We start from the raw sequence: 23,625 nt of genomic DNA on the forward strand, positions 1-23,625 counted from the left end.
AAATTTAAATGCGCAAAAATTTAAAGTAAAAAGATTCAAATATAAGCAAAAAATTAAGGCTTATTTTCATCATATTATGGAAAATGACCATGAAAAAGAAAATTTATTTTGCTTAATCTTGTTTGTATTATCAATATAAGATATTTTTATTGACTATTTATATTTTTTTTGAAAAAATTGTTAAATTAAATATCTAATGATGAATTTTTAAACTTAGTTTTGCTAGGTTGTCATCGTGTTGATGATGAATATCCTCGTATGAAATCCCAATCACCTCTATTCTGACTGCGTTGGGGTTTTCTTATATTTTAAGATTTTGAAATCGGTACACTGTTTACATAGATAAATGGTGCACTTTTTTGGTCGTTGAAAAATGTAGAGCAGTGTTATTCATTGTATTGATTATCCTCAAATAGAGATTTTGCATGTTACTTACCAAGCAGCTGTTGGCATTTCGTCCCAATAAATTGGACTGGATCTTTTCGATCAAGACATTTATTGCGGGTATGTTGGCACTGTTTATCGCATTTGAACTGAATCTGAGTTATCCGATTTGGGCGATTGGTACAGTTTTTGTCATTGCAAATCCCTATTCGGGGATGGTGGCATCAAAAAGTTTATATCGTTTATTAGGTACTGCTTTTGGGGCAATTTTTGCTGTGGCAGTGACGCCCTATTTGATTAATACCCCTTGGTTATTTACGTTTGTATTGGCAGTTTGGGTCGGTATTTGTCTATATATTTCTTTATTAGATCGTACACCTCGTAGTTATGTGGTGATGCTAGCAGGGTATACAGCCGTCATTATTTGTTTTAACAGCATTTATTATATCGATAAGATTTCGATTTTTGATATGGCATTGGGGCGTTTCTTAGAAATCTCGATTGGGGTAATTTGCAGTGCAGTGGTGACGACAACCCTGATGCCAATGCATATTGGCCCTGTCGTGGAAAATCGTGTCAAAAAAACCATCAGTGACACCCAGTCTTTATTTGATTCAATTATATTGAGAACAGATCATCACGAGAAAAATTATACTCAATTGATGGCGCATATTACGCGTGATACTTCTGATATTCATACGATGGCAGTGCATTTAAGTTATGAGAAATCTAAACTAAAAGGCATGACCAAGCCATTACAAGAGTTATTGCATCAAGTCACCATGTTGGTGGCTAATTTAGTAGCAATGTCTGAACGGCTGAAACAGCTTGATCATATTGATATGGGGTATCGAGAAAATTTAACCGTCTTACATCGGCATGTGGATGCCTTTTTAGATGATCAGCATCCGATTTTAGAGAATGAACTCAATCATTTACCTAAGCATTTTGACGTAGAGTTTGATGTTATTTTAAAACATGCACCTGAGTCGCAGCAGGTTATGCTTGGTAGTCTAAAAATGGATATTCGCCATTTTATTCAAAATGTGCGTGCGGTACGTTTGATCTGGCAACGGATGCAACAAGGTGACACCAGTTTACCTGAACAAATTGTACCATTAACCACATCTTATCCGAGTTTACATCGTGATTATGGTGTTGCTGTACGTGGTGGTTTATCTGCCTTTTTGACCATTATGATTGCGTCAAGTATTTGGATTTTAAGCGGTTGGAAATCAGGTTTTATGATGGCGCAGATGGCTGCGATCAGTGCGTGTATTCTGACTGCATTGGATAATCCTGTGCCCGCTTTGAAAATCTTTATTCGTGCCAGTATTTATGCTGCGATCATCATATTTATCTATGCGTATGGAATTTTCCCACATGTTCACTCTTTTATAGAGTTAATGTTGGTCTTAGCTCCTTTTCTGATTTTTTGTTTGATGTTGTATTTACATCCGCCTTTGAATGGTTTGGGTTTGCCTTTAATTATGGGCAGTATCATGGGAATGAATATTCAAAATCGATATTTTATGGATCAAGTGGCTTTTTTTGACTTTTCTTTGGGTACTGTGATTGGTCCAATTATCTCGGTATATATTGTGCATATTGTGCGTGCAATGTCGCCAGAAATCACGGTACAGCGTATCTTGGCTTTACATTATCAAGCGATGCGTGAAGCCGTGCGCATGCACTATGGTGCAAATTTCCGTATTCACTTACGCGGTATGCTAGATCGGATTGGGGTCTTAAATACTAAACAGGTGCAATCAGAAAAATTGAGTTATGACGTCAATGCCGCCTTGGTTGAATCGAGCGCAGTGATTGACTTTACCCGTTTACAAGAATTGGCGGGGAAATTGTCTAATGAATCTCCTGTTGTCGCAGAGATTGCACAGTTACAAAAGTATTTGGAAAAATGGTTTAGTGAGAAAGAAAAACAGCAACCTGCAGATCTGACTTTGCATAATGTTTTACAACAATTACAGAATATTCAATATGATGCAGACAGTATAGGTGATGAAGATATTCGCCATCGTTTAAAAATTTCGGTGAATAATATTCGTAATAGTGTATGTCACCAACAAGTCAAAACGGTGGACATGCACGACTTTGCCGATACCAATTTAGGAGTATCTCAATGAGCGAGTTGAATATTTATGGGGTTTATATTCCGATTTTTTTGGTACAGGCAGTCATTGCATACTTATTACTTAAGTTGATTAATGTATGGACAGATCGATGGGCGGAGCAAGGTTGGATTGCTTTACCAAGTATTTTTAATTTATGTATATATATTGTACTGCTTTGGGGAATCCACAGTTTATATGTGGTGTATGTGAGTTAAGCGAAGTTTGATGATTTGGATGAGATAAAATGAATAACTTTGATATGCGTAAAGTAATACGCCCCCTAGGTTTACTTGTGATTGTCGTGTTGGCAATACTATGTATTGTACATTTGTGGAATTATTACAATGCTGAACCGTGGACACGTGATGGACGTGTGCGTGGTGATGTGATTCAAGTATCTTCTGATGTTTCGGGTTTGGTGACAGAAGTTTTGGTGCAAGATAACCAAAGTGTTAAAAAAGGGCAGCCTTTATTTAAAATTGATGTTGAGCGTCAAGCTTTAGATGTAGAGCAAGCCAAATCGGACATTAGTAAAGCACAATCAGGCTTAGCAGAAGCAGAAGCCACTTTGGCACAAGCAAAAGCTAATCTGATAAAATCTCAAGCCAATATTAAACTCGCAGATAAAACGGCAAATCGTTATGCTGATTTGATGGATGGTGCGATTTCTCGTCAAGAGCAAGACCAAGTTTTTGCAACACGTGATCAATCTCATGCTGAACATGAACAATTGCAAGCCGAAATTCAACAAGCTGAAGCCAATATTAAACAGCAAAAAGCATTAATTGAAGTTGCACAGAGTAATCTAAATCTCGCAAAACTTAATTTCACGCGTTCTGAAGTACGTGCGCCTGCGGATGGAACCTTATCAAACTTTGATATGCGTGCAGGCAACTATGTCAAAGTTGGACAAGCTGTCGCAGCTTTGTTAGATCGTAAACAACTTTTTGTCGTGGGTTATTTTGAAGAAACTAAACTGAATAAAATCCATGTGGGTGATCCTGCTACCGTACAGTTAATGGGTGACTCTGAAAAAATCAAAGGTCATGTACAAGGGATCGCGTCAGGGATTGAAGACCGTGAACGTACAACCTCATCAGGCTTACTTGCTAACGTTAACCCTACTTTTAGTTGGGTACGTTTGGCACAGCGTGTTCCTGTAAAAATTGTTTTGGATGAATTACCGCACAATGAATTGGCTTTTGTGGCAGGGCGCACGGCAACTGTACATATTTTAAAAGCACAACATTAAGTCCACTATATTGATTTCATCCAAACAAAAAAACCATCTGTATATAGGTGGTTTTTTTATTGCAGAGATATACTCAGATAAAACAATGTGGTGATAAAAAAAGCCTGTATCGAAATACAGGCTTAATCTTTTAGATCACTGAAAAATTAAAATAATTTAACAGGAATATCTAAGAATAGACGCCATTCATTGGTATCACCAATGTAAGCATTGGCTTGGTAAGCATCACTTGCACGGTAGTAAGAATGACGTACACGTAAACTTGCATCTTTTGCAAAACCATTTTGAACGGTATATTTAACTTGGTTAAAGAATTCGCGTTCTTGTGCATCGTCAGTTAGGCCATCAACTTTGATGTCCCAACCATAAACAAATGCTGTCGTCCAGTTCAGACCAGGAACACCATAACCACCGAAGTCTAAGTTATATTGCAATTGTGCTGATTTTTCATGGTTGCCAATAAAGTCAGACAAATATGAGTTTGGTAGATAAATACTTTGGAAGCCATCAGCATTTTGACCATAGTCATAACCTGTATTGCCTGTGTTTTGTTGGTAAGCCAACATTACGCTATGCGGTCCTTGGTTATATGTACTCGATAATGCCCAAATGTTGTTGCTACGACCATCAACATCTTTATTACCAATAGTCGATGAATAAGTTGCTGCTGCTTTATCCCATTCAGTGTGGTAACCACTAAAGTCAAAAGTTAAAGAGCTTTTGTCTGCAAGTGGAAGTTTATAGTTGGCATTTACATAATGGCGTTCTAACGCATTTTTAGAATCTAAACCATAGTAAGATGCACTCAATTGATCATCAAATTTGTATTTTGCACCCCAAATGATTGCACGATCAAGACCTTTGCCACCTGCATCAGCATCACTGTTGATTTGGTCAGACATTTGATCTTTGGTAAACTTACCTGCAGTTAATTCTAAACCTTTGATCTCACGACTTGTAACTAAGGTACCTTCGAAATACTCAGGTACCATACGACCAGTGTTACTTGCAAGTACAGGTAGGTCAAGTACTTGTGTACCATAAACAGCAGTGGTATTTGAGAAACGTGCTTTTACATTTCCACCACCACGACCCCAATGGTCATATGCAGAACCATCATTATGTAAAGGGATCATTTGGTTGCCAGCATTGTTGTTTGAACCTAGTTTGATTGAGCCATCACCCAATACACCTACGCCAAAACCAACAACACCTTGAGTGAAGCCAGAGTTTAATTCAACAATAGCAGACTGTGCATAAGAGCTAGTATCTTCTATGCCATTTTTCTTATCACGACTAATATAACCAGTACGGAATAAAACTGATCCTTCAGCATCTTCAAGAAATCCTTTTGCTTCGCTTTGCTCACTGGCATAAGCTGAAGACAGAAGAGCGGCCTGAATTAGAACTGCTAATGTAAGTTTTTGTGGGGTTAGCATTCGGCTTGCCTCTTACAATGATTGTTGATTGTTTCAAAATATTTAATTTCAGTGAATTGTATAATTAAATTACAGAAAAACTAGTATTTGTAACAATTTTATTTCCTAATCTTAGCTTTTAATCTCATATTGCTAGATTTAGTTAAATAAAATAAATCTGCAAATTAATCGCCAATCATATTGAAAAATTTACCAAAAGTTTAAAAAACACAGTAAAATTCAGCCTTTCTTTCCCCTCGATCTGTGCGAAAAAATGACTGCATCTTTCTCTAAAAAAATGATGGCTGTGCCATGTTTGTTACTTATTTCTAGTGTTGTTTATGCAGAAGATACAGCACTGACCCATTCAAATGGAGTTTTATCTGGAAGTGTGGGGACAGTGTCGAAGTATATTTATCGGGGTGGAGTAGAAAATGATGATATTGCTCTACAAGCGGGTTTGGACTATGCCCATAAAAGTGGCATCAGTGTTGGTTATTGGGGTTCAACTTTAGATTATGATGCAACAGATGAAAATCGTCATCGTGGTTTTGAACATGACGTTTACATGGCTTATGGTCATGAAATTCGCCCAGACTTAAGTTATAACGTGCAAGCTACAGCCTATGTTTATCATCATGGCGGTACGGTATATGGTGACGAACATAAACGTAAAACCACTGCTTTTGATGTACTAGGTGCATTGACTTATAAAGAAGTGACAGTTGCTGGATCTGTACTGCTTGCTGACGCTTCTTTTGGTAATGCTGGAGATGTATATCTGAGTGCAGCCTACAGTCATGCATTGCCAAAAAATTTCACACTGAATGCCTCTGTAGGTGGTTCGGCATATAACAGCAGCCGTGATGATGAAATGATTCAAACCACTCAAGATTTTGCTTTTAATGAAGCACGTATTGGTTTGAGTAATCATCTTGCAGAATCAGGTGTAGTAGCATCCGTAGACTATGTCTTAGGAGGTGAGGATCGTTTAGGGGAAGATTTTGATAATCATGTGGTTTTTGGTTTAAATTATAATTTTTAATGCAAAGCTTGAGATCAGTTTCTTTTGATAAAGTGTATTTTCTAGGGAAATGCACTTTTTTTAAGCACAAAATAAGTATGATGTTAAATTTTGCTTAAAAAAGTGACAATTTCGATTTTTATTTATATATCGCTGAGCATTTGAACCAATAACATGATTAACCAACCGTTATATAAGATGAAATGATAAATACTGAAAATAAATAAGATGTGATTGCGAGAATAATCTAACCAATGTATGGAACATATAAATATCGAATCAAAATCTGTAAATTCTTTCTATTACTGCATTATGCGATGTGAGTTTATTTTTTTAATATCATTAAAAACAATATTTTAAATATTTTCATGTTATGAATAACCATGAATTTTCTAAGTTGGCATAACAATTGCTCAATGTCATATGAGTTTTAAAAATGAAACAAAACAAATCATCAGCACGATAGGGGAGCATTTGACATGCAATTTACAACTAAACTTTTAGCATTGGGTATCTTGGCTTCAACTGCAAGTGTAAGTATGGCAGAAGACAATACATTGTCTCAATTAGGACTGACATTTTCTGGAAGTGCGGCTTTAACCAGTGATTATCGTTTTCGTGGCGTGACTCAAACGGGGAATGATCCTGCGGTACAAGCAGGTTTTACACTTGCACATTCATCAGGTTTATATGCAAGTGTTTGGGGTTCAAATGTCGACTTTGGTGGAGACAGCCCACATTTAGAATTAGATCCATCAATTGGTTATTCAACAACATTGGAAAATTTTAGTAAAAAGCCTGTGATTGATGTGGGGGTGGTGTATTACAACTATCCAAGTTATAGCGATGCAAATTGGGCGGAATTATACGGGAAAGTGACTTTGAAAGATCTCGCTGTTTCAGGCGATAGCTTACTGACCAATCTTAATTTTACTAATGATTATGCGGGAGCAGATACCAACAGTTGGAATATTAACTTTGGTTATGCATTGCCATTTGGTGAAACAGGATTTGGTGGCGTTGCAGCAGTCGGTTATACCGTAGTTGATGATGAAGAAAAATATTCATTTAATGGCGATGATAATTATATAGACTGGAAAGTTGGCGTAAATTATGGCTTTAAATCTGTACAAGGTTTGAGTGCAGAACTTGCAGCCGTGGGGACAAATATTGATACCGATGGTTGGACATCTGCTGCAGAACGTGGTGTAGAGACAGGTGCCGTATTTACTTTAACCAAAGCATTCTAAGAAACAAACATTAAAATAGACAGCATAAAAATAACTGTCAAATACAAAAAAATGCGCTCTCCCTCTTTGAAAAATAAGAGGGATTTTTTTGTCGTTGACGTCTATGTCTAGGTTAGGTCTCTTGCTTACGATAAGACAAAGCCTCACTTAAATGTGCAGTTTCAATGTCCGAACTTTGTGATAAATCAGCAATTGTTCGTGCCACACGTAAAATCCGATGATATGCCCGTGCAGATAAATTTAAACGTTGTTGTGCTATTTCTAGCATATTCTTGGAGGCTTGATTAAGTTGGGCATGGGCTTCAAGCTGTTGAGGTGACAGACTTTGATTGGTCGCGCCTTGACGTTGGATTTGAAAATCATAGGCACGTAAAACACGTTCACGCACCGTTGCTGAATTTTCGACTTCTGTATTACTTTGTAATTCTTGTGCTTTTAACGGAGGCACATCAATGTGTAAATCAATACGGTCGAGCAATGGCCCTGAAATACGATTTTGATAACGTTTAATGGCATCGCTTGAGCATTGACAACGACTGTCTTGATTAAAGGCATAACCACATGGACAGGGATTCATTGCAGCAATGAGTTGAAAATCAGCAGGAAAAGTAATCTGACGAGATGCTCTTGAAATGACAATTTCTTTTCCTTCCAAAGGTTGCCGTAAAACTTCTAAGACTTTTCTGTCAAATTCGGGTAATTCATCGAGAAACAGTACACCTAAGTGTGCCAAGGTGATTTCACCAGGTTTAGGATGCGACCCGCTGTCATTTACAGCAATAGAATAGAGTGGCATTATAGATAATCAATAGGTTGTCACTCTAATTTCACACAATTAAATTAGATTATTTACATAAATAGATAAGAGTGGCTTGCAAAATTACATTAATAGGCACGAGTGCCTGAATGGTGAATTTTTTATGAAAAAATTGAGTGACGAATACTTACCTGTTAGAAAAGCTCAAACTGTTTATGGGAGTATTTCGGGAAATTATGCCTTTAGAGGTGAGAAAACCATTTGGTTTGAATCGACCCTTGAGCGTGATTTCATACTTAAGCAAGAATTTAATAACAATGTGATTGATGTGATCAGTCAACCTGTGGTTATCCCCTACATCACTGAATTGGGTAATCAATCAACCTACACCCCTGACTTTTTAGTGCAGTTTTCAAGCTCGAATTGTGATGATTTTGAGGATTTTCCTGTACCAATGCTCATCGAAATTAAGCCTAAGAAAAAGCTTGTTGAGGACTGGGATAAGTTAAAACCAAAATTCAGAGCAGCCCATCGTTTTGCTGCTGATAAGGGATGGAAGTTCAAAATTATCAGTGAAACAAGATTATATGATCAGTATTGGGAAAATATTAATTTCTTAAAAAAATTTAGACGCTCTCATGTCGATGCCGTTGATCAACAACTATTACTCGATACCCTACAAAAATTAGGTCAATCAACAATTAATCAATTACCTGCCCATATTTTTAAAGATAAAACCAATGTTTTAAAAGGGATTCACCAAGTTTGGGCATTAGTGGCAAAGCGAATGATTGCTTGTGACTTCTATTGCCCTTTAACGGCTGAAACAGTGATATGGGTGAACCAAAATGATGCATTTGCGAGGAATATCTAAATGATTGAATCTAATGCTGTCAATATCGATCGTAGTCGTATCATTCTAAAACCCAATGTGGTTGTCGGTTATGAGGGGCAACCCTATAAAATTGTGAATGTTTTAAATGCCAATGACATTGTTATATCAAGTCTTGATTCGGTACGTAGTCTACAGGTCAATGCTAGAAGTTTGACCGTTTTTAATGGGGAAAATACGCTAACTGAGAGTTTGAATAAGGGTGATCAGGATATTAGTAATGAAGCTTGGCAGATTGCTTTACAACGTTATGAGATTATTAAGCCTTTGATTGAGTATTCAACGACTGAACTGGTCGAAAATAGGGCGAATGAATATGATGTGAATCGCTCAACATTGTGGAAATGGCTTAAAGATTATCGGGAAAATAATTCTCTAATGGCGTTGATTCCCAAAAAACGAGGTTGGACAACTGAAAAATCGAGGTTGTCACCTCAAGTGAGCAATATCATTAAACAAGCCATCAATGATGAATATTTGAATGCGAAGAAACCCAGTATTTCCAAAACGATTGAAATTGTAAAAGCAGAGTGTTCTCGGCTTCAGCTTGAAGCACCGCATGAAAACTCTATTCGTAGAAGAATCGAGGCTTTAAATGATTACCAAGTAACGAAAGCACGTCTTGGATCAAAAGCTGCAATAGATAAATTTAAGGCTGCTGCGGGTTCATTTCCAAATGCTGATTATCCTTTGGCGTATGTGCAGATTGATCATACTCCTCTAGATATTGAAATCGTGGACGATGAGTTTAGAGAAGCGATTGGAAAACCTCATTTAACCTTGGCAATCGATGTTTTCAGTCGGATGATCGTAGGGTATTACCTATCACTAGAAGCGCCAAGTACGACTTCAGTGGCGATGTGTATCGCATCTTGTATTTTGTCAAAAAAACGTAAGTTGATCGAACTAGATATTGATGCTGAATGGCAGGTCGAAGGGATCATGGACTCGGTGCATACAGATAATGGGTCTGATTTTAGAACCAATCACATCAGTAAAGCTTGTCTAAAGTATGGGATTCATTGGGAATACCGACCAATTGGTGGGGCAAGGTTTGGCGGTCACATCGAGCGTATGCTTGGTATCGTCAATCTTGAAATGCATGTCTTGGATGGTACAACTTTTTCAAATGTGCAGCAGCGTGGAACTTACGATTCCGCTAAACAAGCCTGTATGACATTAAAAGAGCTTGAATACTATATCGTTTATTGGATTACTAAGGTTTATCACCAGAAGAAACATTCCGCTTTAGGAACATCCCCAATCGTTAAATGGGAAGAAGGTGTTTGGGGGACGAAGACGACAGCAGGAACAGGTTTGAAAGAACGTGTATCAGATGAAGATACCTTGTTTATTGATTTTCTACCTGAATTTGAAGCAACAATTCAGCGTACAGGGGTGCAAAAAGATAACTTATTCTATTTTGCCGACTGTTTAAGACAATGGGTTAATTCTATTGATCCAGAAGACAATAATCGAAAGCGTAAAAGAAAATTCTTGTTTAAACGTGATCCGAGGGATATTTCACAGATTTGGTTTTATGAGCCATATTCTAATACCTATTTTAAAGTACCTACTGCAAAGCGAGAGATACCACCGATTAGCTTATTTGAATATAAGCAGGTTCAGAACTATCTCAAAAGTGAACGTCAGGATGTTCAGAATCAGGATGAGATTTACAAGGCGATTTTGCATCTACGTGATCAACTTAATCAGGCTAGAAGCTTGACTCGAAAGCAACGTCGCTCAAACCAAAGAAAAAAGGAAAATGAAAAAGCCATTACTCAGCTATCCGAACAGAATCAGTCTAAAAAGGCTGTAGTTTCTGAAAGCCTTCAGACAAGTGATGATTTGTGGAATACCCCTTTAACTGCATTTGATGATTTAAGGTGATGTGATGGAAAAATATGAACATCTTGCAGAGCATGTACTTGAAATCATGCAATTAAGCGATAGTGAACGGATTGAGACATTATTTACTGATCGATGGATTGGCTATAAGAAAGCCATTACCATCATGAATACATTGACCGATATTTTGAATCGCCCCAGAAAACTAAGACCTGAGTGCCTACTGATTGTGGGTGACTCCAATATGGGTAAAACAACTATCATTCATGAGTTTGCTAGACAGTATTATACAAAAACCGTAAGTGATGCTGACATGGATTTATTGTCCGTGACCAAGCCTGTTTTACCGATACTTGCTCCAGCAAAAGCGAATGTTAAAGAACTCTATATTAATATTTTAAATCACTTCTTTGTGCCATTTCGGGCAAGTGATCCTGAAGCCAAATTACGAAATCAAGCCGTACACTTGATGCGTAAGTATGAAACAAAAATGTTGATTATCGATGAAATTCATAATTGTCTGACAGGTTCAGCCAAATTGCTTCCCGAAGTCATGAACACACTCAAGAACCTCAGCAATGAATTGAGTCTGAATATCGTAGGTGTCGGTACTCGTGAAGCAATCACCATACTGCATACTGATCCGCAATATGCCAGTCGCTTTGATGTGGTGAATTTACCCAAATGGGAACTCAATCAAGACTTTTTAAGATTATTAGTCAGCTATGTTCGATTATTGCCATTAAAAAAACAGTCTAACCTTGCATCCAAAGAGATTGCTACGTTGATTTTTGAAGTGTCAGGTGGAAATCTGGGGGATTTAAATCGATTACTGGTGGAGTGTGCCAAAGAAGCCATTTTACAAGGTGATGAAGAAATCACCTATGACATCGTACATAAGTTTAAATGGCTTAAACCGACTGAGGGTTTAAGAAATATTAGAAATATAAATCTCAGCCTAAGTTAATTCTGCGAAATCATTATAGGGAGTTAGAGATGAGTCAACCTGAACAATGTTGGTATATCAGAACTCCCATTCAGCAAGGGGAAGTATTCTCATCGTGGTTGATACGTTCCGCCTTAGATGTAGGTTGCTCACCTATGGTTCTCATTGAGGCTTTATGGGGGAAATGGAGAGCATTAACGATTGATTTAGACAAAGGGGTAGATGCAGAAAGGTTCGATGCTCTGTTGTCTCATAGTATGGAGTCAAAACAAAATATACAGCAATCGATGTTGAGTAGCGTTGTTTCTGAGATACACACAAATTATGATCCAAAGCAAAATATCCCTTGGGTTTTATCCTTGGGCACACGAAACCGCTCAAATACATCAGGTCGGCAAGTGTGTGTTGGATGCTTGAAAAGTCGTGAAAATCCGCCTTATTTGCGTTTAATGTGGCGTATGGGGTGGCATTGTAGTTGTGTTGAGCATCAAGTAAGTTTAATTGACCATTGCCCTGAATGTGGTGTGACGATCCAACCATTTAAAGCCGATATGGAGCATGGTTGTTTAGCGATCTGTACGACATGTGGTTTTGATTTAAGGCGTTGTGAGGAAAATAAAATCATCAATTTAAATGCTTTAGACTTCCAAAATAAAGCAGAGCAAGTCTTAAAACAAAAATTTGGTTTTTATAATCAATCCCCAGTAACTTCTCAAGTATGGTTTGAAATTGCTCGTGCATGGCTTAGTGAGATCAGATTTTTGGTCAATACGCCCAATAAAAATGTGATTCAATTATTTGAAAGTTTTGACGTAAATTTACATCTTCCAAATCCAATTACTCCTTTGGCATTTGAATATCTGAATACTCAGGAACGAATAGTTTTGCTTTCAATATTGGATCAGATTATGGATATTCCATGTGATTTATTGGTACAGCGATCAAATGAATATGGAGTAAGTCGTGCAAACTTTTGGGACAAGCGCAAGAAGTTGCCTGTTCAGCTTCAACAGATGAAAGATTTAATGATTAAGCCTACAAGACGTTATCCTGTCTCTCGTGTAGCAATAACTGTTACTAAGCCAAAATCTAAAGCGACTGTACAACGTCAATGGTTAAATTTATTAAGAAGAAGCAATAATAGTGGAGCGAGGCATATTGACTGAAAATGTTATTGAACATGACTGTCATGGATGCAACCAGTCTGTTTCTTTCATAAAAAAACGATATAAAGGCAAGAAATATTGTTCGACTTGTTATGCTCGTATCTTTAAAAAACGATTATGCCCAAGTTGTGGTGAATTTGCCCGACTCCCTAGAGATGATGAACAAGCTATCTGTAATGAATGTATTAAGAAACAACCCTGTATTCGATGTAATCAGACAAATAAACCAATAGGTAAGCTGACCGAATATGGTGTGGTGTGTAATAGTTGTTCCGTGTATTTCAGACCCATTGAGCCTTGTGAACGATGTGGTACGCCATCACAAAAATTGACCCGAATTTCACGATTTAATGATGATCTACGGGTATGCCCAAAATGTGCGACACGAGATTATGAGACATGTCCATCGTGCCAGAAGCATCGTTTATTGGAGTCTGATATATCAGGACAAAGAACGTGTAAAAAATGTAGAGATAAGCCTCAGAAATCCTGTAAAGCATGTCATTGTATGATTGCAGCAGGTTGTGCTGATTTATGCGATGATTGTTATTGGCATCAAAATTTATGGAATAAATTTGATCAAAATCAGAAAGTATTTGAGTCTAGTTACTTAAAACAGCAGTATGAAAACTATACAGGCTGGTTAGAAAAGAAAGTTGGATCACATAAAGCTGCATTATATATAAATAAACATACCCATTTCTTTATGAAAACCGAAATAGATTGGAATCAATCTGTGCCTACCCCAAAGCAGTTATTAGTGAGGTTACGAAGTAGTGGGCTTAGAAAATTTGAATTGGTGATGCAATGGCTTGAAGAAGTGCATGACATTCGAATAGATATGGATAACAAAAAAAGTTGTTCAGAACGAGATCAGATGGAAAAGCTTGTGCAACGTATTTTGCAACCATCTTTTTCTTATGATGTTGTACTGGAATACAAGAATAAATTAGAAGAAAAAATCAAACGAGGTGATACCTCAATACGTTCAGCTCGGTTGGCAATAAAGCCTGCTGTGGCGTTAATGCTGTCAATTGGGGAAGAAAGTGATCAGTTACCAAATTTGGAGCATGTCAAAGCGTATTTGGCTGATTATTCGGGTCAAGCTGCTGCACTCACTGGATTCATTAACTTTTTAAATGAGAATTACGGTACTTCTATTGATTATTTAAAATTAAAAAAGTCTTCTTTTTTTAAGACTAAGCAAAAGAAAAAACTAGAAATGGAACTTGTTGCACTTACCCAAACTGATTTAAGTGACAATGAACTTATTCTAAGTTGGGTGAGAAATGGGCTTAGGTATTTTCATCAACTTCCTTACATTGATGCTCTAAAGATTAAAACAGAAATGATTACAGAAATAGAAGATGGTTATGATGTAAAATTTAATGGACATTCATATTGGTTACCAAAAACCATAGAGCATCAAAAAAATAACTAGCCATTTGTTTTATCAGTAAAATCGTTATCAAACATTTTTCTTAAACTTAGTAGGGGGAGAGTATGAATAGTACTTTAAAAAATGCTTGAGACTGTACTAAATAATTTACAGGCTCAAATACTCTAATAACCCTGTTTAACTTATAACTTAAACAAATAAGTAGCGATTTCATCTACTGTTGATCTAGCTGTTCTAGAAACCCCAATGAGAGTTGCGGATGCCATGCCTGTCCATTCTCCATAGCCAACTAACCAAAGGTTATTTACTTTTATTGAGCGTCCATCATTCACAGCAACCGTCTGATCAGGTTCCACAACATTCAGACTTCTTAAGTGATCCAGTGAGGCCTTGAATCCTGTACACCAAATCACAGCATCCACTGCTTGTCTTGTACCATCAGCCCAAACAACGGAATGCTCCTCAAATGAGGTAAAAGGCTCTCGACTATGTAGTATGCCACGTTCGCGGGCCTCTTTGACACTGTCTATCATGACAATATCACCCAGACCACCAACGGGTTGATCAATCACACGACCTTCCTGTTGGGCTTTAAAACGTTCAGTTGCCCGAAGAAATAAAACACGCCCATCAACATCATCCGATAAAAATTGAGGTGGTGTTACTGTGACCCAAGTGGTATCTGCAACTTTTGATACTTCGGCAAGAATTTGTGCCCCTGAATTACCACCACCAACCACGATCACTTTTTTATTAATAAAAGGCTCTGGATTTACATAATGGGCTGAATGCGTTTGTAATCCTTCAAATCGTTCGTGTCCTTCATAATGCGGAATATAAGGCTGACTCCATGTCCCTGTCGCACTGACCACCGCTTTAGCTCGCCAATATTGATCGCCAGCATACACATCTAAATAGCCATCTTTTTGTTCGATATGATCGACATGAACTGGTCGAATAATCGGAAATTGATAGCGTTGCTCGTATGCAGACAAGTAGTCAATCACTTCATTTCGCGTCGGGTAGGTTTGTTCAGTTGTTGGCATCATCCAACCTGACAACGAACTCCAAGTATTTGGAGAGAAAAGACGAAGAGATTCCCAAGCATGTGACCATGCACCGCCCGCCTGAGATTGGTCATCTAAAATAATAAATGGAATTTTCTTACGTTTGAGGAAATAAGCTGTGGCAAGGGCTGCCTGACCACCACCAATAATGATTACATCGACTTCAGTTTGTAATTGAGTCAAAGCTTCTCTCCTATTATTTATAGTCATAATCAAAATAACGCCCAGTCTACTCAACAGACTGGGCGTATTTTATAAAATTTTCAAGCGTTTAAATGAGCCTTTCAATTGCTCAATTGATCAAGATACTTTTCGGCATCCAAAGCTGCCATACAGCCTGAGCCTGCCGAAGTAATTGCTTGGCGATAAATGCTGTCCGCAACGTCACCCGCAGCAAATACCCCTGCCACAGAAGTTGCTGTTGCATTGCCTGAAGTACCACTTTGTACTTGAATGTAGCCATCACGTAGATTGAGTTGGCCGTCAAACATACCTGTATTCGGTTTGTGACCAATAGCAACAAATAAGCCCTGAACTTCAATATCTTGTATGCTTTCGTCCAAAGTTGACTTCAAGCGAACTGAAGTAACACCAGTATTATCACCTAAGACTTCATCAACTTGATTGTTCCAAAGAATACTAATTTTGCCTTCTTTTTCTTTGGCAAAAAGATGATCTTGTAGAATTTTCTCTGAACGTAAACTGTCTCTACGGTGAACTAAGGTGACATGTTCAGCGATATTTGAAAGATAAAGTGCTTCTTCAACTGCTGTGTTACCACCACCCACGACCATGACTTTTTGATTCTTATAAAAGAAACCATCACAAGTTGCACATGCGCTGACACCTTGACCCATGAATTTAGCTTCAGATTCAAGACCCAAGTATTGTGCTGTCGCACCTGTTGCAATAATCAGTGCATCACAAGTAAAGTCTTCCATGTCGCCTTTTAGCACAAATGGACGGACGCTTAAATCAACTTCATTGATGTGGTCATACACAATCTCTGTACCAAAGCGTTCAGCATGGGCTTGCATTCTTTCCATAAGTGCAGGACCAGTTAAACCTTCTGGGTCGCCCGGCCAGTTATCTACCTCAGTGGTCGTTGTTAATTGACCACCAAGTTGTATACCCGCTATCAATGTAGGTTTTAAGTTTGCACGTGCTGCATACACAGCAGCACTATAACCCGCAGGCCCTGAACCTAAGATCACTAATTTAGAATGTCTCTTTTGCATTTCTGATCACCTAAAGTTTATAAGCTACGTTGATTGACACGCTTAGATAATTCTTCTGCCGACTCTTTTCGCTCTGAATAACGGTCCGTGAGGTACTGACTCTGCCCACGAGTGAGCAAGGTGAACTTATATAGTTCTTCCATGACATCGACAATTCGATCATAGAAGGATGAAGGTTTCATCCTGCCATCTTCTTCAAACTCTAAAAAAGCTTTGGGAATAGACGATTGGTTTGGAATGGTGATCATCCGCATCCAACGGCCTAAAATACGCATCTGGTTTAGGCTGTTAAAGGACTGCGAACCACCACTGACCTGCATCAAAGCTAAGGTCTTACCTTGCGTTGCACGAATTGCACCGCCTGCCAATGGTATCCAGTCAATTTGCGATTTGAAAATTGAACTCATGGAGCCATGACGCTCAGGCGAGCACCACACCATTCCTTCTGCCCAAGCGAGTAAATCATGCAACTCTTTAACCTTTGGATGTTCAGTGTCCGCATCTTCAGGTAAAGGCAGCCCTTTAGGATGAAAGATTTTTACTTCGGCACCAAAGTGCTCCAAGATACGTCCTGCTTCCATTACGGCCAAACGGCTGTATGAACGCTCACGGTTAGAGCCATAGAGCAGCAAAATACGTGGTGGATGATCCAACTCTTTAGCTTGTACCTTTTCTAAAGTCGGTTGATCCAAAAGATTCATATCTACATTTGGGAGAGTCATAGAAATTACACCTCTGCTTTAAAAAACTTTTTTCTGAGCCACAAAGACACACTGACTAAAGCAATCAACACTGGTACTTCAACCAATGGGCCGATTACCGTGGTAAACGCCACAGGTGAAGCTAAACCAAAAGTTGCAATCGCTACAGCAAGTGCCAATTCAAAGTTGTTTCCAGCCGCAGTAAAAGAGATTGCTGCTGTCTTCGGATAATCATTGCCCATCCATTTGCTCATAAAGAAGCTAATAAAGAACATCAAGACAAAGTAAATTGTTAAAGGAATCGCAATTCGTAAAACATCCATTGGCAGGCTTACAACATCACCACCTTTTAGGCTAAACATAGCCAAAATCGTGAACAGCAAAGCAATCAAACTTAGAGGACTGATTTTCGGAATAAACTTGGTTTGATACCACTCCACGCCTTTTTGTTTCACCAAAATTAAGCGCGTCAAGAAACCAAATAAAAACGGAATACCGAGATAAACCAAAACAGCATGGGTAATAGTCCAGAAATCAACATTGATCACTTGTCCTGCAACACCAAAATAAGGTGGTAAGAAGGTCAAGAACAACCAAGCATAGGTACTGAAAAATAAAATCTGGAAGATACTGTTAAAAGCAACCAATGCAGCAACATATTGGTTATCTCCGCAAGCCAAACCATTCCACACCAAGACCATCGCAATACAGCGAGCTAAACCGATCAGGATTAAGCCTGTCATGTATTCAGGATAGCTATGTAGAAAAATGATGGCTAAAGCAAACATCAATACTGGTGCTATCACCCAGTTCTGTACCAAAGACAGAGTTAAGGTTTTTTTGTCTTTAAACACCTGTGGTAGCGCAGCATAGTCTACTTTTGCTAATGGTGGATACATCATCAGAATCAAACCAATCGCAATTGGAATATTGACGGAATCCACACTCATTTTATCCAATGCCACTGACGCTTGTGGAAAGAACACACCGATCGCTATTCCCAACCCCATCGCAATGAAAATCCATAGCGTGAGATTACGATCTAAAAAGGATAATCTTTGTTGAGCCATGATGTTCTCATTCAATATCTGAGATGTGATTGATTGCAGCAATCAATTCAGGACGAGACATGTGTGCTGTATCCAATGCAAATAAAGCATCTAAACGACGATTGATATGGTCTACAGTCACTTGGAATGCCTGTAATTTTTCTTCTTTAGGTAAGTCTAAGTGTGATGGATCAGCCAAACCCCAATGTGCCTTGATCGCTCCACCCAAATAAAGCGGACACGCTTCTTGCGCTGCTGAATCACAAACCGTAATCACCACATCAGGTTGATATTGTTCACAATCATCAATGGTTTTACTCCACAAACCATCTGTTGAAAGACCAAGATTTTCTAAAGTTTCTATGGTCAATGGATGTACTTGCCCTGATGGCTTACTACCTGCACTGTATGCTTTCCAACCCTCTGGGGCACGATTATTAAACAGAACTTCTGACAGGATGCTACGGCAACTATTTCCAGTACACAAAAAAAGGAATTTCATATTTTTCTACTCGCAATAACTATTGATTTGTTGAAATGATGGAGCAACTTTTGGCTGTAAATCAGCATTTTTAAGGGTGTTAAGTACGTCTACGCACCAAGTGGGTAAATTAGGATTGAGACTGTAATAGACCCATTGTCCTTGGCGTCGATCTTGTAAAAGACCAGAAGAACGCAGTAAGGCTAAATGCCGTGAAATCTTGGGTTGGCTCAACTCTAGTTTTTCAGTCAAATCACAGACACACTGCTCATTATTCCCAAGAACCAACATGATAATGTTGAATCGTGTCTCATCAGCCAAACATTTAAAGAAATTGATTTGATCCATATTTTCACTCACTCAAACATATGGATATATTAATATTCATATATATCCGTGAAGTTTTTATTTCAATCGCTGCCCATCTGCATCAATCACTTGTTCACCATCTTCTTTAGTGAAAGCACCCTTTTGTGGGAGGGGCAGAATTTCTAAAACAAGTTCTGACGGACGACTTAAACGAGTTCCTAATTCAGTTACCACGAATGGACGGTTAATCAAAATTGGATACTGAAGCATAAAGTTAAGCAATTGATCCTCAGTCCAATCCTCTTGATCAATTCCTAAATCTGTATATGGAGCAACATTTTTGCGGATAGCCTCTCTCACCGTTAAATCCGCATCCGCAATCATTTGAATCAGTTCACTTTTAGATGGAGGTGTAACTAGATACTCAATCACTTCAGGTTCAATGTTGGCATTACGAATTAAGGCCAATGTGTTGCGTGATGTTCCACATTCAGGGTTGTGATAAATCTTCACTTTTGGAGTAGCAGACATTTGCTCAAACTCAATTAAATTTACAACTATATTTATATACGAATAAGCATATATATGCAAATCCATATTTATATAGCGAATAAAATTAACTATAAAAAATGACACCGTGATTTCTCATAGTGTCATTGCTCATAAAATGAAGTTATAACTTGCTTGAAATTAACCCCTTGAATGAACTCCATATTTATCAATCATGATCGAACTGGCTTCATTTAAGCCTCGAACCGTGACATTTGTACCATTCTTTTGGAACTTGTTGACCACGGAATCAAGCATAGCCACAGACGTTACGTCCCAAATGTGAGAGTGTGTTAAATCAATAATTACATCTTTAACATCTTCTTTAAAGTCAAAACCCTGCATAAATTTTTCTGAAGAGCTAAAGAAGATCTGACCGTGTAAATCATATAAACGGGTGTCACCTTCAAATGAAGCGATGACTTGAATATCATTCTCTAACTTATTCGCTAAGAACAATGCAGATAGCAGTACACCTGTTAAAACGCCTAATGCCAAATTGTGTGTTGCTACGACAACAATAACAGTCGCAATCATCACAACATTACTACTTTTTGGATTGTCTTTTAATTGGGTTACTGAACTCCATTCAAAAGTACTGATTGAAACCATGATCATCACAGCAACCAATGCAGCCATTGGAATGACTTTGAGCCAGTCACTAATAAAGACCACTAAGATTAAGAGGAAAATACCCGCAGAAAAAGTCGATAATCGTGTTAGACCACCTGACTTCACGTTAATCATCGATTGACCGATCATGGCACAACCTGCCATACCGCCCATGAAGCCAGAAGCAATATTTGCAATACCTTGTCCTTTACATTCCTGATATTTATCACTTGGCGTATCGGTCATTTCATCGACAATAGTTGCTGTCATCATAGATTCAAGCAAACCCACGGCTGCTAGAGCAATCGCATAAGGTAAAATAATAGACAGTGTTTCGAGATTTAAAGGAATATCAGGGATTAAAAATACAGGAAGCGTATCAGGCAATGATCCCATATCACCAACAGTTCTGACATCGATACCTAAGAAAATAGCAATAAGTGTAATCACAATGATACAAACAAGTGGAGATGGAAGTAATTTTCCTATTACTGGGATTAATGGCAATAGATAAATAATTGCCAAACCTAAAGCGACTAAAATGTATACATGCCATGTCACATTAATCAGTTCTGGAAGCTGAGCCATAAAGATCAAGATGGCTAAAGCATTTACAAAGCCAATAACGACAGATTTGGATACAAATCGCATTAATTTAGCAAGCTTTAAGTAACCTGCTAAAATCTGGATCACGCCAGTTAAAATCGTCGCTGCAAGTAAATATTGTAATCCGTGCTCTTTAACGAGTGTGACCATGAGTAATGCCATAGCACCTGTTGCGGCTGAAATCATTGCTGGGCGACCACCAACAAAGGAAATCACAACAGCAATACAGAAGGATGCGTATAGACCCACTTTAGGGTCTATACCAGCAATAATTGAAAATGCAATTGCTTCTGGAATAAGTGCTAGACCGACGACAAGACCTGCGAGCACATCTCCACGGATATTCGAGAACCATTGTTCTCGTACATTGGAAAACATAAAAATAGCCTATTTATATAGTTTTAGATAAAGGCTAGTGATGTGATATATACAACACACAAGCGACTACACCACATCACTAGACAGTGATGAGTTATTTACAAAAAGATGGGTAAATAAACTAGGGTGGAGTCAAAATCATAAGTGTGTGAATACGGATGGAAATGTAAATTGGACAGCTATTATAGGTGAAGTGGACTACAAATTCACTCTTTTCTATTCCGCAAATTTATAGAAAAAATGAAATACAAAGTAATTTCATGCACATATAGTTGTATGAAAATATTCTTTAATTAGAAAATCACCTACTTCTGTAAGCTGATGAATAAGTTTTTAAAGCGATTTTTCCATTCATCTGGTGTTGCATATAAATGTTTTATTGCAATCATTTTATGAATGAAACTATCACAGTACAGTGCCCATTTTTTTATTCCCTTGGCACTTTCTAGTTCAATGCAGATTTTTTTAATTTGTGCGCTTGTTAACTTCTGCTGTGTAAAGATAAGAAAAGCACAAAATGCTTCATGATTTTTATTTTTATGTATATCGATGAGATAGGAAAAACTTTTTTGATTTTTTAAGTCTAATTTTAAGAACAATAGTTTTCGCCCTTTATCATAATCAATCCATGAAGGATGCTTGGGTTCAGGCACAAGTTTTTTGATTTGAAGCAAATTAATACTCGCTATCATTTCACCATGTTCATTAATTGCAGAAATATGTTCTAGAGGAGAGTCCATTTCTGAGGCAAGTTCTTGGAGAGATTGAATAATATATTGAATATCAAAGCGCTCATCTCTGCTAGGTGGTGTATCTGTCGTTTCAGATTTTTTGATCTTAGTATTTTGATTACCATAAGGTTCATCAGATGATGTTTCGACATCTTTTGATTTATCTGAATATGGATGATTGGCTGTGCCAACTTCAATTGGATCATTAGTTGGTTCATTAAAAGAATACTTCAAAATACCTTGTGTATTTCCAGTTTCCACATCAGAACGCTTACGATATTCACCGCTTGTTCTTGATGGTGGTTTTTGTGTATTGATATGCTCATTTTTATTTTGACTTTTTTCACGAGGACGAGGATTTTTCTCATCAGGCTTTGAAACTGTATTGGTAAGGTCTTTGTTGACATCAATCATGTGATCGTTAATAGGATCAAATTTTTTCACTCTAGTGATAAAAAAACGAGTTTTATTGTCATCCAGCCAAATTCCTTCTGTTTCAAGGGAAAGCTTGGTGGGATGTGGCGGAAACACAATGGGATACCTTGTGCCTGTACCATGCTGAAGATGATTAAACTCAGTAACTTCCATACTTCTTTGAATTTTATCAACTATCATCTGTACATAAGGATTTAAGGCGAGATTAGCAAGAAAAATAATTGCAGTCTCGCCAATATCTTCATAGGGCTTTCTGATTTGAATTTTATATTCAACATTACCGTCCACAATTTCTGTTGTATAAGATTCTAAAAAACGATTAATGATGGATTGACTCGAAGTTCCTAATAAAAGTCCCCTAATATCCTTCCGATTGACGAATAAGCTATGCAAAATATGAATTGATGATGTGATCACTTGAGTTCCATCATTGGAATGCATTAGGCAATGATTCACTTTACGATATGAATCATTGGTGTATTTGGTAAATGGATAGCCTTGAAGAACATAATCAACTTTATTTGGGAGGAAATAGTTTTTTAAAGGAATGTAGTATTCAGAAGTATTGGGGATTCTGTCAGTAAGTTTTATATTCTTAGGTTTATTATTGGTGAAGTCGAAAGAAAATCGTTTTGTAATGAGTTTTCCTGAAAATCGATAGGATTGATCGGTTAAAACATTTCCATCCCAAATACTGCCATGTTGAACAGCATCAAGATCAAGTACGGGAACAAGGAATGTTGAGCACTTATCTAAAAATAACCATTGATCACTTTTTCTAATCTCAATTAATAACACTTCAACAAAAGGATTAGTTGAGTCGTTATCTTCATTTCGAACAAGTCCACCATATCTATAAACCACTCGACTAATATTATCGTTTGGGAAGCAATCAATAGTCGTTATTTTGTCATTATTAACAGGCATATATTTTTACAAAATGAAAAATTAAAGCTAATAGATAATATAATTTTTATTCTTGCTCTAGTTTATTTGTG

General features: G+C 37.6%; 20 protein-coding genes and 1 pseudogene. 10 read left to right on the forward strand and 11 right to left on the reverse strand.

The genetic code is table 11. The features are described 5' to 3' along the window. The first annotated feature begins 425 nt into the window (after positions 1 to 425). From HX129_RS10695 to HX129_RS10705, 3 genes are read left to right on the forward strand one after another with little or no spacing between them, the layout of a single operon-like run. Complete coding sequence (locus tag HX129_RS10695) at positions 426 to 2,528, forward strand: FUSC family protein (RefSeq protein WP_286434635.1); 2,103 nt, start codon at positions 426 to 428, stop codon at positions 2,526 to 2,528. Beyond that, entirely contained in the window at positions 2,525 to 2,731 is a 207-nt protein-coding gene (locus HX129_RS10700; RefSeq protein ID WP_174493459.1) for a DUF1656 domain-containing protein, read from the forward strand. The genes HX129_RS10695 and HX129_RS10700 overlap by 4 nt, the downstream gene beginning before the upstream one ends. A 29-nt stretch (positions 2,732 to 2,760) precedes the next feature. Then, entirely contained in the window at positions 2,761 to 3,768 is a 1,008-nt protein-coding gene (locus HX129_RS10705; protein ID WP_286434636.1) for an HlyD family secretion protein, read from the forward strand. A gap of 146 nt (positions 3,769 to 3,914) precedes the next feature. On the opposite strand, the gene HX129_RS10710 is transcribed toward HX129_RS10705, so the two are convergent. Beyond that, on the reverse strand, positions 3,915 to 5,207 hold the full coding sequence (locus HX129_RS10710; protein ID WP_174493457.1) for an OprD family outer membrane porin: 1,293 nt from the start codon (positions 5,205 to 5,207) through the stop codon (positions 3,915 to 3,917). A 253-nt stretch (positions 5,208 to 5,460) separates the two neighbouring features. Here HX129_RS10710 and HX129_RS10715 point away from each other — a divergent pair, with 253 nt between their 5' ends. Next, positions 5,461 to 6,231, forward strand: a complete 771-nt coding sequence (locus HX129_RS10715; RefSeq protein WP_286434637.1) for a TorF family putative porin — start codon at positions 5,461 to 5,463, stop codon at positions 6,229 to 6,231. A 458-nt stretch (positions 6,232 to 6,689) separates the two neighbouring features. Then, complete coding sequence (locus tag HX129_RS10720; protein WP_130074476.1) at positions 6,690 to 7,460, forward strand: TorF family putative porin; 771 nt, start codon at positions 6,690 to 6,692, stop codon at positions 7,458 to 7,460. Between the two features lie 112 nt (positions 7,461 to 7,572). On the opposite strand, the pseudogene HX129_RS10725 reads toward HX129_RS10720, so the two are convergent. Next, positions 7,573 to 8,244: pseudogene (locus tag HX129_RS10725) on the reverse strand (ATP-binding protein); the annotation flags it as partial. 136 nt (positions 8,245 to 8,380) lie between these two features. Here HX129_RS10725 and HX129_RS10730 point away from each other — a divergent pair. The 5 genes from HX129_RS10730 to HX129_RS10750 are packed head-to-tail and all read left to right on the forward strand — an operon-like array spanning position 8,381 to position 14,513. Further along, entirely contained in the window at positions 8,381 to 9,091 is a 711-nt protein-coding gene (locus HX129_RS10730; RefSeq protein WP_286436177.1) for a TnsA endonuclease N-terminal domain-containing protein, read from the forward strand. After that, complete coding sequence (locus HX129_RS10735) at positions 9,092 to 11,002, forward strand: TnsB C-terminal domain-containing protein (RefSeq protein WP_286436178.1); 1,911 nt, start codon at positions 9,092 to 9,094, stop codon at positions 11,000 to 11,002. It begins immediately after the preceding gene. 4 nt (positions 11,003 to 11,006) lie between these two features. Continuing rightward, positions 11,007 to 11,927, forward strand: a complete 921-nt coding sequence (locus HX129_RS10740; RefSeq protein ID WP_000417085.1) for a TniB family NTP-binding protein — start codon at positions 11,007 to 11,009, stop codon at positions 11,925 to 11,927. A gap of 29 nt (positions 11,928 to 11,956) precedes the next feature. Continuing rightward, the gene (locus HX129_RS10745; RefSeq protein ID WP_286436180.1) at positions 11,957 to 13,072 is read left to right on the forward strand and encodes a TniQ family protein; all 1,116 of its coding nucleotides are present in this window, start codon (positions 11,957 to 11,959) and stop codon (positions 13,070 to 13,072) included. Further along, positions 13,065 to 14,513 carry a transposase gene (locus tag HX129_RS10750; protein ID WP_286436181.1) on the forward strand — a complete coding sequence of 483 codons (1,449 nt, stop codon included), beginning with the start codon at positions 13,065 to 13,067 and terminating at the stop codon, positions 14,511 to 14,513. The genes HX129_RS10745 and HX129_RS10750 overlap by 8 nt, the downstream gene beginning before the upstream one ends. Before the next feature lie 140 nt (positions 14,514 to 14,653). On the opposite strand, the gene HX129_RS10755 is transcribed toward HX129_RS10750, so the two are convergent. The 9 genes from HX129_RS10755 to HX129_RS10795 form a co-directional block, all read right to left on the reverse strand. After that, complete coding sequence (locus HX129_RS10755) at positions 14,654 to 15,721, reverse strand: ArsO family NAD(P)H-dependent flavin-containing monooxygenase (RefSeq protein ID WP_286436182.1); 1,068 nt, start codon at positions 15,719 to 15,721, stop codon at positions 14,654 to 14,656. 101 nt (positions 15,722 to 15,822) lie between these two features. Further along, positions 15,823 to 16,776, reverse strand: a complete 954-nt coding sequence (gene trxB / locus HX129_RS10760; protein WP_110975201.1) for a thioredoxin-disulfide reductase — start codon at positions 16,774 to 16,776, stop codon at positions 15,823 to 15,825. Between the two features lie 17 nt (positions 16,777 to 16,793). Next, positions 16,794 to 17,498 (reverse strand): arsenical resistance protein ArsH, encoded by a 705-nt coding sequence (arsH, locus tag HX129_RS10765; RefSeq protein ID WP_120402998.1) that lies wholly within the window; start codon positions 17,496 to 17,498, stop codon positions 16,794 to 16,796. Positions 17,499 to 17,503: 5 nt separating this feature from the next. Beyond that, positions 17,504 to 18,547, reverse strand: a complete 1,044-nt coding sequence (arsB, locus tag HX129_RS10770) for an ACR3 family arsenite efflux transporter (protein WP_286436185.1) — start codon at positions 18,545 to 18,547, stop codon at positions 17,504 to 17,506. Between the two features lie 7 nt (positions 18,548 to 18,554). Continuing rightward, complete coding sequence (locus HX129_RS10775; protein ID WP_286436186.1) at positions 18,555 to 19,028, reverse strand: arsenate reductase ArsC; 474 nt, start codon at positions 19,026 to 19,028, stop codon at positions 18,555 to 18,557. A gap of 6 nt (positions 19,029 to 19,034) precedes the next feature. Beyond that, a complete protein-coding gene (locus tag HX129_RS10780) occupies positions 19,035 to 19,355 on the reverse strand; it encodes a metalloregulator ArsR/SmtB family transcription factor (protein ID WP_286436187.1) in 321 nt (106 codons plus the stop codon). Between the two features lie 57 nt (positions 19,356 to 19,412). Further along, a complete protein-coding gene (gene arsC, locus HX129_RS10785) occupies positions 19,413 to 19,847 on the reverse strand; it encodes an arsenate reductase (glutaredoxin) (protein WP_286436188.1) in 435 nt (144 codons plus the stop codon). A 159-nt stretch (positions 19,848 to 20,006) separates the two neighbouring features. Next, entirely contained in the window at positions 20,007 to 21,461 is a 1,455-nt protein-coding gene (locus HX129_RS10790) for a SulP family inorganic anion transporter (RefSeq protein ID WP_286436189.1), read from the reverse strand. A gap of 305 nt (positions 21,462 to 21,766) precedes the next feature. Then, positions 21,767 to 23,554 (reverse strand): hypothetical protein, encoded by a 1,788-nt coding sequence (locus tag HX129_RS10795; protein WP_286436190.1) that lies wholly within the window; start codon positions 23,552 to 23,554, stop codon positions 21,767 to 21,769. Positions 23,555 to 23,625 lie beyond the last annotated feature (71 nt).

Source organism: Acinetobacter sp. 251-1, from assembly GCF_030329305.1.
GTDB lineage: Bacteria > Pseudomonadota > Gammaproteobacteria > Pseudomonadales > Moraxellaceae > Acinetobacter > Acinetobacter piscicola_A.